This is a genomic window from Bacillus sp. FJAT-27001 (assembly GCF_019039175.1).
Lineage (GTDB): Bacteria > Bacillota > Bacilli > Bacillales > Bacillaceae > Bacillus > Bacillus velezensis.
This window is the reverse complement of the sequence record NZ_JAHOAA010000004.1, coordinates 110,763-123,516: the sequence shown is the minus strand read 5'-3', so window position 1 is coordinate 123,516 and position 12,754 is coordinate 110,763. Positions and strand designations below refer to the sequence as shown.

Here is a 12,754-nt window from a genome sequence, read left to right as displayed (position 1 = left end):
TATTCGTATGTGTACCCCTTTAGCATGACGGATCAAACGTGTAAGTGCAGTTTCCGATTGATAAAAGGAAAACAAAAAAGGAGCCCGTAAGCTCCCTTTTTTTATGACTCTCCGAGTACGTTTTCAGCCATTTTCGCTAAATGCTGGGCGCTTCCCGAAATTTCCTGCATCGTGGCAGAAATTTGTTCAACCGCCGCCGCTTGGCCGTTTGTGTTCTGGTTGATGGATTCAATAGAGTCCTCCAGCCCTTTCAGCAGGCTGTGGATTTTTTTCGTAATCTGGTCAATTTGGCCGACGTTGTCTTTTGAATGAGTGGCAAGCTTGCGGATCTCATCCGCCACCACGGAAAAGCCCTTGCCGGATTCTCCTGCTCTCGCGGCTTCAATGGCCGCATTCAAACCGAGCAGATTGCTTTGATCCGAGATGCCCTTGACAGTGACGGAAATGTCGGCGATTTCTCCCGCGCTTTCACTGACTTGTTTCGCCTGAGCGGAAATTCCGGTCATCTGTGCTGAGAAACCGCTGATGGATTCTGAGATATCCGCGATGGCCGAAGCGGTCTGTTCCACGACGGCGGACAGGCTTTCAGCGACATCATGAAGCTTGGCTGATTTTTCAAGGCTCGTGCCGAGACCGACGCCGCCGATGACTTTTCCGTTTTCATCATGAAGCGGAATCGCTCTGGCGATCAGCGGAAATCCGAAGAGCTCTTTCGGCACCATGCTTGTCTTCTTCTGATTCATGCGGATCGCGTCTGTAATGATGTCCCCTTTTTGCAGCGGGTCTCCCGGCTTTACGTTAAGAGAAAACGTTTTAGCCGGAATATTCACGATTAATTTTTCTGTATCATAAATTCCGATGGTGATGTCATCTTGGATCAGGCTGTTTAAAAAAGGCGCAACTTTGACAAATGCGTCAAGCAGGCTGTGCGTTTGCTGCTCCGTCTGTATACTCATTTCTTTCACTCCTTCTTAATATGGGAATTGCCGTTTTTCATGCTGAACCGAAATCCATTTCAGCGTGGTGAATTCTTCTAGGCTCCATTCGCCGTTCAGCCTGCCGAGACCTGATTGCTTCTCGCCGCCGAACGCGACGTTCGGTTCATCATTAATGGTCGTATCGTTGACGTGAATCATGCCGGTTTCGATCCGCTTAGCAAACTCAACGCCGCGCTCAACGTTTGCCGTATGCACGGCTCCGCTTAAACCGAACGGTGTCGCGTTTGCGATGCTTACCGCTTCATCCTCCGTTTCAAACGGCATGATGCAGACGGCCGGTCCGAACAGCTCCTCCTTCGCAATGCTCATCTCAGGCTTCACATCTTTTAAAATGACGGGCTCAGCGACCGTTCCGCTGAATCGGCCGGACAGCACCGGAACCGCTCCCTCTTCTATCGCTTTTTCGACAGACCGTCTCAGACCTTCCGCCTGTCTCTCATTGATTAAAGGACCGATAACCGTATCAGGGTCCATCGGATCGCCGACTTTCAGCGATGACACTTTCGCTTCGTAAAGCTCTGTAAATTTGTCATATACAGATGTGTGAACGAGCACGCGGTTCGCCGACATACAGATCTGGCCTTGATGCGTAAACCGGCTGAATACGGCCGCATTGACGGCGTATTCAAGATCAGCATCCTCAAGCACGATCAGCGCGCTGTTTCCGCCAAGCTCCAACAGCGGTTTTTTAAAGTGTTTGACCGCAAGCTGTCCGATATAGCTGCCCACTCCGGTTGAGCCTGTAAATGAGATAATCCGCGGCACGGGATGCTCAACAAAGCTGTCGCCGATCTCCCCGATATCCGTCACGATAACATTGAGCAGCCCGTCCGGTACGCCGGCCGCTTCAAAAATTTTCGCGATAAGCGTTCCGCCGCAGATCGGCGTTTCTTCATGAGGCTTCAGCACGACGCCGTTCCCCGCGCCGAGTGCCGGCGCAACAGATTTCATCGAAAGGAAAAACGGGAAATTAAACGGGCTGATCACTCCCACGACTCCGGCGGGTATTCTGTACAGCCTGTTTTCTTTTCCGTCAATCGTGGACGGGAGAATTTTCCCTTCCATCCGCACCGGAAATGTTGCGGCTTCTTTTATCATATTTTTGACAAGTCCGATTTCAAACTCAGCCTTCAGCCGTGTTCCGCCAAGCTCCTCCATGATTAAGTAAATAATCGCTTCTTCGTGCTCTTCAATGAAAGAAACGGCTTTTTCCAAAATGGCCCGCTTTTTAAAAGGGTTTACTTTGTCCCATTCTTGTTTCGCAAGAGCCGCGGCCCGATATGCCGCATCCACGTCATCAGACGTCGCTTTTTGGAATGAGGTGATGACTTTTTGAGTATAAGGATTTCTGTTTTCCAATACGTTCCGGCTGCTCCCATCCCTCCATCGGCCGCCGATAAACTGCTTATTTAGTTCTTCATATTGAAACATGTAAAACATCTCCCTTTCACCGAAACTTGAAATTAGTTGATGAGTCATCTTTTGTATCGGTCTTAAGGTGAGAAAATTGAACTATTTCACAATAAAATTCCCGTTCCTTCCGTGCATCGACGCTTTTTAGCTTTGTCCTTTTAAAGTGGAAAATTCTTTAATTGACTGCGAGAAATTTCGACAATATAATACAAACGTCAGTGTATATAATGATAAGAATATTATGAATTTTCAGGAGGACCCATATGTCTTTACTATTTCGGAAAAAGCCGCTGGCCGACTTAAAGGCCCAGAGCAAACAGACCAGCCTGTCCCGCTCGTTAAGCGCTTTTGACTTGGTTTTGCTCGGAATCGGCTGTGTTGTCGGCACGGGGATTTTTGTGATTACCGGGACTGTGGCCGCGACAGGCGCAGGACCGGCTTTGATTCTGTCGTTTGTGCTCGCGGGCCTTGCCTGCGCGCTCGCCGCGTTTTGTTATGCGGAATTTTCTTCATCCATTCCGATTTCAGGCAGCGTATATACGTATTCATATGTCACTCTCGGGGAGTGTCTCGCGTTTTTAATCGGATGGGACTTAATGCTTGAATATGTCATCGCGCTCGCCGCCGTCGCAACCGGCTGGTCATCCTATTTCCAGTCGCTTCTTGCGGGCTTCGGGCTGCATCTTCCGGAGGCGCTGACCGCCGCACCCGGCAGCAAAACGGGTGCCGTGTTCAACCTGCCGGCCGTTATCATTATTTTGGTCATTACCGCGATTGTTTCAAGGGGCGTGAAAGAAAGCACCCGCTTTAACAATGTCATTGTATTGATGAAAATTGCGATCATTCTGCTGTTTATCATCGTCGGTTTCGGCTACGTGAAACCGGAAAACTGGTCGCCGTTTATGCCGTTCGGAATGAAAGGCGTCATCACGAGCGCCGCGACCGTTTTCTTCGCGTATCTCGGATTTGATGCCGTGTCAAACGCGTCGGAAGAAGTGAAAAACCCGCAGAAATCAATGCCGGTCGGAATCATCGGCGCGCTCGCCATCTGCACCGTCCTTTACATTACGGTATCGCTCGTCCTGACGGGAATGCTTTCGTACACCAAGCTGAATGTCGGGGATCCGGTATCTTTCGCGCTCCAATTTGTCGGCCAGAACAAGATAGCAGGCATTATTTCCGTCGGCGCGATTATCGGGATTACAACGGTCATGCTCGCTCTGCTTTACGCTCAGGTGCGCCTTACATTTGCGATGAGCAGAGACGGCCTTTTGCCCCGCATGTTTTCCAAGGTTCACCCGCGTTTTAAAACACCGTTTCAAAACACATGGGTGACGGGGATCGTTGCCGCCGGGATCGCGGGTTTTATTGATCTGGGAACCCTGGCTCATCTCGTCAACATGGGAACCTTGGCGGCCTTTACGGTCATTGCGATCGCCGTCATCGTTTTAAGAAAGAAACATCCGGAGATCAAATCTTCCTTCCGTGTTCCTTTCGTGCCTTTTGTGCCGATCATCAGCGCATGCTTATGCCTGTATCTCGCAAGCAGCCTGCCGGGCGTGACATGGCTCGCCTTTGTCATCTGGATCGCCGCCGGGATCGTCGTTTATATGATGTATTCGAGAAAACACAGTTTGTTAAATAAATAAAAAGGGAGGCTCTTTTTTCTGTTTGAGAAAGAAGAGCCTTTTTTGCACTTGATAATTCATTCACCTTATGAATAATATGGTGTATGCTTCGTTTACATAAAAAGGAGGAGAATCACTTTGGCAATTGCCGCCCCGCTTAAAGAAAAACCTGTCCATCGTCCCGAGACAACCATGTATTCTATTTTGTTCATTATCGGGATCTGTCATCTGCTGAACGATTCACTGCAAGCGGTGATTCCGGCGATGTTTCCGATTTTGGAACGTTCCATGAATCTTACATTTACGCAGCTCGGAATTATCGCCTTTACGCTGAATATGGTGTCTTCCGTGATGCAGCCCGTCATCGGCTGGTATACGGATAAACGCCCGATGCCGTATGCCTTGCCGCTCGGACTCACCGCAAGCATGCTCGGCATTTTAGGTCTCGCGTTCGCCCCGTCTTTTCTGACGATTTTATGCTGTGTCTTTTTTATCGGCCTTGGCTCCGCCGTCTTTCATCCTGAAGGATCGCGTGTCGCCTACATGGCCGCCGGCGAAAAGCGCGGCTTGGCGCAATCGATTTACCAAGTCGGAGGGAATACCGGCCAGGCGATGGCGCCCTTGATTACCGCGCTGATTCTCGTTCCGCTCGGTCAATTCGGCTCTGTCTGGTTTACGCTAGTCGCCGCAATCGCTGTTCTGTTTCTCATTTATATCGCCAAATGGTATAAAGGCCGCCTTATTCATTTGCGGGCCGTAAGTAAAAAATCACCGGCCTCCGCTGTGCAGACCGTGATTACAAAACCGATTATTCTCGCCCTTATCATGATTATCTTCTTAATTTTCGCGCGCTCCTGGTATGTGAGCGCGATCGGCAACTTTTATACGTTCTATGCGATGAATGCCTATCATGTCAGCATTCAGCAGGCACAGAGCTACATCTTCGTCTTTTTATTTTTCGGAGCTGTCGGAACGTTTCTCGGCGGGCCGCTTGCAGACCGTTTCGGAAAGCGGAACGTCATCATCGTTTCGATGATAGCATCGGCTCCATTGACGATTTTCCTTCCGTTTGCGGGACCTGTCATCGCCTATGGCGTACTGGCGCTGATCGGTGTTGTTCTGATGTCCAGCTTCTCCGTGACTGTTGTCTACGCGCAGGAGCTTGTTCCAGGCAAAATCGGAACGATGTCAGGGCTTACGGTCGGGCTCGCCTTCGGAATGGGCGCGATCGGAGCCGTTGCGCTCGGAGCTCTTATTGATTCAGCGGGATTGACGCCGACCATGACAGCCGTCGCCTTTCTGCCCGTTTTAGGTCTGCTCGCCTTTGTCCTGCCGAGCGACAAAACATTAAAAGAATGGCATTCATAAAAACAATCCCTGCCGAAAAGGCAGGGATTTTATGTTTCAACCGTATAAAAATGAGTGTCAGGAACCGCATACTTCGGAATAAACCCGTCTCTGAAATCAGGAAACGCTTTTTGAATTTCATCAATCCATTTTTTTACGTTTTTGATGTACGGCACGTAAATCATATTGACTGTCGCCTCGTCATCAATGTGATAGTACCAGCACAGATTGAATTCGTTCTCCGTGACGAGCGTAAAGCCTGAAAAATGATAAAAAATCAGCGGGGTGTCATTGACATATACAGCCCCGCCGCGCAGGCTGACGTCATATTGCTCAATATTCCACAGCGCCGCATTCGCGCCGATCGACTCCGTGACATGAACGTCTTCAAACTGCGCGGGCCACTTTTCAACATACCTTTGATCACCGTATGTCTTTTTTTCTTCATTCATCTCCACCGTACAATAGGAGATGCAATCCTGCCTCCACTGCCAGACCGCCCGATACGCTTCCCCGGTATTCCGCGCGCCGACAAACCCGGTGTTGTACTGCCCTGTCAGCTTGTAATAAGACGCAAACCGTTCTGAATTGCGGTGATCCGTCAGAAAAAGGGAAGCATCCGGCTTTTCCGCAAACAGCTCGCCCGCATCTGAGAAGAAAAAGAGATCGGTGTCCAAGTGGGCAAAATATTCAGCTTCATCATACTCCGTCATCACATGGAACAGAAATGCCGGCTTCAGCGTCCAGCAATATTCATGAAACGTCCGGCCGCCCTTTGCTTCAAGCAGCTCCGGGTCCTCCATTTCATGGAGCTGAACCGCCGTGATATGTTCCCACGGCACCTGCTGAAGCAGTTCGTACGCTTTCTGATCGACACACAGCACATACAGATGAAAATCCCGGCAATGCTCATGGAGAGAATGAATCATCGGCATCAGTTTAAAGATATGCGTTCTGGAAACAATGGTTGAAAAATGATATTTACTCACCATATCACATCCAATTTATTTAAGATCCACATGCAGTAAATCAGCAGCCAGCGCTTTGAACGCCCTTGCAAAGTGCGTGACGCCCAGCTTTTTTTCCGCTTTTGCCAAAAGCTTTCCGACCTCCGGCAGATTGAAGCTGTTCGCCGTGATCCGCGGGCTTTTCGTCTTCCAGTCCGGGTCGAGGTTGCGGTCTTTAACCGCGTGCAGCAGCTCGAGAAAAATGTGCAGCAGGCTTTCATATTTCTCATAATCAAGCAGCACTTCGATGTCTGCCATCATGCTGTTGGTTAACTCCGCGTCAAACGGGCCGTTAAACGCGAGGTGCACGTCAAGCGAATGAATGTCATTGTACTTGTCGCACATGTACGCGATATTCGCCCTGATATCATCAACGGAAGCGCAGTTGCTCGGATGCTCCTGATGGACGCTCATGATATCGCGCCGCAGCTGAAATCTCATTCCCGACTGATGAAGCCTGATGCCGAGATCATAATCTTCAAAGCCGTATCTGACAATGCCTTCATCAAACAGCCCGAGATCTGCCACGTGCTGTCTCTTGACTGACGAATTGTTCGTAATGAAAAAACGCCACGGCAGACGGTAGCCGTTCAAATCATCTCCGTATTTTTCCAAAATACTTTTCAGCACACGGATAAAGTCGGTATCTAAATCAAAGCATTGGTCAAGAAAACTTCCGTCTCTGATATCACTTTCATCAAGGAGCGGCTCTTTATCGCCCGGCAGCTCTTCATACAGTTCGGCGAGTTTCTCTTTATGCTCTTTTTCAAAACGGTCATAATAAAAGCTGTAAATCCGCTTCCAGAACATACCGCATACGACAAGATCGTCCCGGTTCTCATGAGCCTTGATATGCTTCGCCACCAAATCCTTCTCGGCAAGCATGTCGCTGTCATGGAAGATCAAAATATCGCCTCTGGCATTGCGGACCGCCTGATTCCGTCCGTAAGCGATCCCTCTGTTTTCTTTAATTCTCACAAAAATCAGCGGAAAATTCGCGCTGAATGATTCAAGCATGGATAAGGTTCCGTCTTCCGAACCGTTGTCAGCCACAATCACTTCGAACGGCTCTGTGCATTCCTGTTCATTCAGGGACAGCAGGCTGTTATAAAGCCGCTCCTTGGAATTATATGCGGGAACAATGACGCTTGCCTTCACTTTTCGTTCACTTCCTGTATATGATCATTTATTTGTTATCATCCTCAGATGCAAAGCCGCTGAACTCCGGGCAGACGGCGCTGACCGTCCCGATCACCCGCTTCAGAATGTCCTGATAAAGCTGATGGACAAACGGCAGGTCGGTCCGGTCCGTCTCATGAATCTGCCGAATGTCGCCGGCTGTAACGATCCGGTATCCGCTGAAATGATAGAAAATCAGCGGACTTCCGTCTTCGAGCACAAGACGCCCGTCCTTCCATGAAAACGTGTGGCGGCCGTAATTCCAATGGCCGATATTCACGCCGGGCGTGGTGATGTCACACACATTCGGGAACAGGCCGGACATGTAATCCAAGTAGCCTTGATCTCCGAATTTTCCTTCGCCCGGCGCATTTTTGCATTCTTCCAGGCAGCGTTCTTTCCACCATCTGAGACAATCTGTGCCGGCACTGTCGGTTTTGAAGCTGAGAAAACCGGAATTATACCGGCCTAAAAGACGCTGCAGCATGTCGATTTCCTGTTTTCCAAATGAGGGAATGACGATATCGCCCCGTGACAGAAGCACCGAACAATCCGGCTGATTGTCAAAAATCGCGCGCGGATCAGCGAAGAAAAACAAATCGGCATCAATGTACGTGACACGCTCTAATTCCGGATGTCCGTCCAGCACGAATTCGAGAAATACCGGCTTCACCGTCCAGCAGTATTCGCTCTGATCCCTCGTCCGCTTCAGTTCAAGGAGCTCCTCATTTTCCAGTGCGGACACCTGAATCAAGGTGACATTATCCTGCCGCATTGCCTGAAGCACGTCATAGGTGTCTTGGTCCATACACAAAGTAAAAATGGGGGCGTCCGCCTGAACCGCTTTCAATGAGCCGAACAAAGCGATAGCCTGATACAGCCTTCCTTTTGATAAAACTGTGCAATATGCGCTTGTCACGTCTTTCTCTCACCTCTGTTTCTGTTACTTTTGAAAAAAGGCTTTATACCATTTGATCGTTTTTTCCAATCCTTCATCAATGGTATGTGCGGGTGTCCAATTCAGAAGCTTCCTCGCCTTTTCCGCCGATAAATATTGGTGCTTGATTTCATGGCTTCCCTGGTTGAGCACTTTCGGCTTGAGGTCACTGTCCATGGCCTTAAGAATTTTTTCTACAAGCTCCAGCACCGTCAGCTGAATCTCATTGCTGAAGTTGAACGCTTCTCCCGCAAGATTGAGCTCCTCCATCTTTTCCGCCAGCAAAAGGTATGCCTCGACCGCATCCTCGATGTAAAAATAATCACGGATAAATGTGCCGTCGCTGCGGATTTCCGGCGCTTCACCGTTCAGCACGAGCTGAATCGTCTGCGGAATAATCCGGTTGAAGTTCAAATCTCCGCCGCCGTACAAGTTGCCGCAGCGCGTAATACAGACCGGAAGTCCGTACGTATTAAAATATGTGTGGCTTAACAAATCGGCACAGCTTTTTGATACGTCATACGGATGTTTGCCCTGAAGAGGCATGTTTTCATCGTACGGCAGTGTCGGCTGGTCGCCGTACGCTTTATCACTGGACGCGACGATCACCCGCTTGATGAGCGGATGCCTGCGGCACGCTTCAAGGATGTTCCATGTGCCAAGAATATTGGCTTCAAATGTGGAAATCGGATTGCGGTTTGCGACGCCGACGATCGCCTGAGCGGCTAAATGAAAGACCGTGTCAATTTCATATTCGCCCAGCGCCCGCTCAATCACATCCAGATCTTCAAGCGCGCCCTGCACGATATTCATTTGCTTCACTTGTTCTCCCTGATACAGGTTCGACTTGGGCACAGTGTCACGGACAAGTCCCGTCACATTGGCCCCCTGATCGATCAGTTCCTTCACCAAGCAGCTTCCTAAAAGACCTGTGCATCCCGTCACAAACACATTTTTATTTTTCCAGAAACTCAAACTTGATCACCATACCTTCCATACATGTTGTCCCCGGTCCCACATCTTGTTGATTTCCAGCAGGTTTTTATACGTATCGATCGCCGTCCAGAAACCGTAATGCCGATATACCGCCAATTCGCCGTCTTTCGCCAGCTCTTTCAGCGGTTCTTCTTCAAACATGACATCCCTGTCTTTCGGCAGATAATCAAATACCTTCGGGCTGAGCATGAAAAATCCGCCGTTGATGATGCCGTCACTTGAGGTTTTTTCAGAAAAGCTTTTCGCCATACCGTCTTCAACCGTCAGCGTTCCGAATTGCGAGGTCTTTTCTATACCGGTGACGGTCACCGCAGCCCCTTTTGATTGATGATAGCTGATCAGATGAAACAGGTTGATGTTCGCCAGTCCGTCCCCGTACGTCATAAGAAAGGTTTCATCACCGATAATGTCCTTCGCCTGTAAAAGCCGCCCCGCTGTCTGCGTGTGTTCCCCCGTGTCTAAAAAAGTGATTTTCCACGGCTCGGATTTTCCCAATATCCGCACTTCTCCGGTAGAGCTGTCCAGCGTCATGCTGTGATTCTTCCAGTCATAATCTAAGAAATATTCCTTAATCATCTCTCCTTTGAAACCAAGAAGCAGGATAAATTCGTTCACGCCATAGTATTGATAGAGTTTCATAATATGCCATAGAATCGGTTTGCCGCCTATCATGGCGAGCGGTTTGGGACGTTCATTGGTGATTTCGCTCATTCTCGTTCCTTTTCCGCCGCAGAGAATGACTGCTTTCATCTCTACCCCTCTTCTCTGTGAATATTGGATTCGAAACCGCCCGTATAAGAGAAACCAACCCGATAATTTGTCCGATTCTCTATCACCGGTTTCAAAATCTACTGTAAGATATGAGAGATTGGCGCCCTTTGTGACCAAAAGCTCTCTCTTTTTTCAGATTGGTGAAGATACACACAAAAAAAGAGCCTTACGGAAATTCCGTAAGGCTCTTTCTATTATTTATTATCCTGATTCAGCTTTTCTTTGCCGTAATGATATTTAGACGGATCAACCGGCGTAAAGTCGCTCAATTTGTGGAATCTGAGCAAGTCTTTGTACATCACGCTGTCAGACAGCTTCAGCTGCTCTGTGACTCTGGCTTTCAGGTTTTTCGTTTCCTGATTGCCTTTCAGTTCTTTTCCTGTCTTCGTATCGTATACGACATTGGAGATGGAAGTATATTTCGGCGTGACGTAATCTCCGTTACGGAACGTCACCGTATCATCATGGTCTTTCGAGAAGAGATCGGTGCCGAAATTAATATATTTCTTAGAATCGATGCCTTCCAAGTGAAGGATCGTCGGCACAACGTCCATTTCACCGCCGTACGTATGGTTCACCCCGCCTTTTTTGCCGGGGATGCGAAGCATAAGCGGCACACGCTGATTCTGCGCGTTTTGATAAGGCGTAATTTCTTTGCCGAGAATTTCTTTCATCGCGCGGTTATGGTTTTCAGAGATTCCGTAATGGTCTCCGTAAAGCATAATCACCGAGTTGTCATATAAACCGGATGACTTCAGATCTTTAAAGAACTGTTCAAGCGCCTCGTCGAGATAACGCGCCGTCTGGAAATAGTCATCTACAGTCGCGTCGCCCGTTTTCGCTTTTTCGATCGTTGCGTCTTTTTCATCAAGCGTAAACGGATAATGGTTCGTCAGCGTGAGCAAATGCGCGTAGAACGGCTGTTTCAGCGATTGAAGCTTCGGAATGGATTCTTTGAAGAATGGTTTATCCTTCAGTCCCATATTGACAAGGTTGTCATCAGACATATCGTATGTGCTGGCGTCAAAGAATTTATCGTAGCCGATATGTTTGTAAATCTGGTCACGGTTCCAGAATGATTTGTAGTCACCGTGTAAAACGGCGCTTGTATAGCCCTCACTTTGGTCAAGGATGGCAGGAAGCGATTGATACGTGTTTTCCCCTTTTGTCACGAAGGCTGACCCTTCAGGCAGTCCGAACAGGCTGTTATCCATCATCAGCTCGGCGTCAGATGTTTTACCTTGGCCCGTTTGGTGGAAAAAGTTATCAAAGTACGTCATGTCCTCTCCGCCGCGGGCGAGTTTATTCAGGAACGGCGTGACTTCTTTTCCGTCAAGTTTGTAGTTGATCAAAAACGATTGGAAACTTTCCAAGTGAATCTTAATAATGTTTTTGCCTTTGGCCTTGCCGAAATACTCGGCGTTCGGCTTCGCATAATGCGACGATGTGTAGTTTTCAACGCTCGTCAGGTCATCGCTGCTGGCATATGCCCGCTGTGATTCCGTCTGCGCCGTCTGTACGCCGTCATAAATCGTGTAATTATAAAGGCCTAAGTATTTTACAATGTAATTGCGGTCAAACGTTCTTGTCAGCAGCTCCGGGCGGTCCTCTTCGGCAATCGCCAGGTTCACGAAGAACAAAACAATACCCGTCACGATAATTAATGACGTATACCGTTTTTTCAGCTTGAATTCCTTCAGCTCACGTCTCCACACCAGAAGCGCGATTAAAATAATAATATCAACAAAGTATAAAATATCATGGCCGGACATAATGCTGAAGATGCCGTCTCCCATATTTCCCACATTACCGGATTGCTTTAAGTTAGGGAATGTCAAGAAATCATCGAAGAATCGATAGAATAGGATATTTGCATACAAAATAAACGTCATGATGAAATCAATAATCACCATGATAATCGCTGATTTGCGGCCTTTCGCAAACAATGCCAGTCCTAAAAAGAAAATGGCGCTTGAGAACGGATTGATCACAAGCAGAAACTGCTGCGTCGGACCCTTCACCCCAAGGTTGAATTCAGCATGATAGGCTAAATACGTTTTGGCCCAAAACAAAATAATAGCCAGTACAAAAAAACTAAGTCTGTAAGAAAATAATTTCTTCATGGCAACCTCTACTTTCCTAAACACTTTAAATCTGTATTCTTACTTTTTGCTTCAATTCCTGCTTTCCGAGCAAAACGAAAGCATCACACAGCCCCATAAACACACCATTTAAAAAAAACGATATATTTATCATTCGTGTCATGCCCATTGAACATCTTATCCCGCCAGCCATTAGACGCAGGATATCCGTTCTTCGTTTCACATTTTTTTCTGGCATTAAAAGGTACCGTATCAGACCCGGTCTGAAAATAGGAGATACCAAATATAAGAATAACACAAACTTCTAAAAACGAAAAATGAATATCAAAGGAAGCCGCCCAACAGGCGGGCTGAAGTTATTGTATGCAAAGGGGCT

9 protein-coding genes and 1 pseudogene are annotated in these 12,754 nt (G+C 48.2%); 2 read left to right on the top strand and 8 right to left on the bottom strand.

The window, feature by feature from the left end:
- Window positions 1-101: 101 nt before the first annotated feature.
- Both BGM27_RS20895 and yfmT read right to left on the bottom strand, forming a co-directional pair.
- Window positions 102-467, bottom strand: a pseudogene (locus tag BGM27_RS20895) (methyl-accepting chemotaxis protein); the annotation flags it as partial.
- Window positions 468-971: 504 nt separating this feature from the next.
- The gene (gene yfmT, locus BGM27_RS14755) at window positions 972-2,429 is read right to left on the bottom strand and encodes a benzaldehyde dehydrogenase (protein ID WP_007408954.1); all 1,458 of its coding nucleotides are present in this window, start codon (window positions 2,427-2,429) and stop codon (window positions 972-974) included.
- Window positions 2,430-2,674: 245 nt separating this feature from the next.
- Between yfmT and bcaP the strand changes: the two genes are divergently transcribed.
- Window positions 2,675-4,060, top strand: coding sequence for a branched-chain amino acid transporter BcaP (gene bcaP / locus BGM27_RS14750; protein ID WP_007408953.1), 1,386 nt, complete (start codon window positions 2,675-2,677; stop codon window positions 4,058-4,060).
- Window positions 4,061-4,177: 117 nt separating this feature from the next.
- The gene (locus BGM27_RS14745; RefSeq protein ID WP_007408952.1) at window positions 4,178-5,407 is read left to right on the top strand and encodes an MFS transporter; all 1,230 of its coding nucleotides are present in this window, start codon (window positions 4,178-4,180) and stop codon (window positions 5,405-5,407) included.
- A 29-nt stretch (window positions 5,408-5,436) separates the two neighbouring features.
- On the opposite strand, the gene BGM27_RS14740 is transcribed toward BGM27_RS14745, so the two are convergent.
- From BGM27_RS14740 to ltaS, 6 genes are all read right to left on the bottom strand, one after another.
- Window positions 5,437-6,375: a putative nucleotide-diphospho-sugar transferase gene (locus tag BGM27_RS14740; protein ID WP_007408951.1), complete on the bottom strand. Its 939-nt coding sequence runs from the start codon at window positions 6,373-6,375 to the stop codon at window positions 5,437-5,439.
- A gap of 15 nt (window positions 6,376-6,390) precedes the next feature.
- Complete coding sequence (locus BGM27_RS14735) at window positions 6,391-7,551, bottom strand: glycosyltransferase family 2 protein (RefSeq protein WP_007408950.1); 1,161 nt, start codon at window positions 7,549-7,551, stop codon at window positions 6,391-6,393.
- A 28-nt stretch (window positions 7,552-7,579) separates the two neighbouring features.
- Window positions 7,580-8,491, bottom strand: a complete 912-nt coding sequence (locus BGM27_RS14730) for a putative nucleotide-diphospho-sugar transferase (RefSeq protein ID WP_007408949.1) — start codon at window positions 8,489-8,491, stop codon at window positions 7,580-7,582.
- Between the two features lie 24 nt (window positions 8,492-8,515).
- Window positions 8,516-9,484 carry a GDP-mannose 4,6-dehydratase gene (locus BGM27_RS14725; RefSeq protein WP_020953934.1) on the bottom strand — a complete coding sequence of 323 codons (969 nt, stop codon included), beginning with the start codon at window positions 9,482-9,484 and terminating at the stop codon, window positions 8,516-8,518.
- 6 nt (window positions 9,485-9,490) lie between these two features.
- Window positions 9,491-10,255 (bottom strand): glucose-1-phosphate cytidylyltransferase, encoded by a 765-nt coding sequence (locus tag BGM27_RS14720; RefSeq protein ID WP_007408947.1) that lies wholly within the window; start codon window positions 10,253-10,255, stop codon window positions 9,491-9,493.
- A 215-nt stretch (window positions 10,256-10,470) separates the two neighbouring features.
- The gene (gene ltaS, locus BGM27_RS14715) at window positions 10,471-12,399 is read right to left on the bottom strand and encodes a lipoteichoic acid synthase (RefSeq protein WP_003155677.1); all 1,929 of its coding nucleotides are present in this window, start codon (window positions 12,397-12,399) and stop codon (window positions 10,471-10,473) included.
- Window positions 12,400-12,754: the final 355 nt, after the last annotated feature.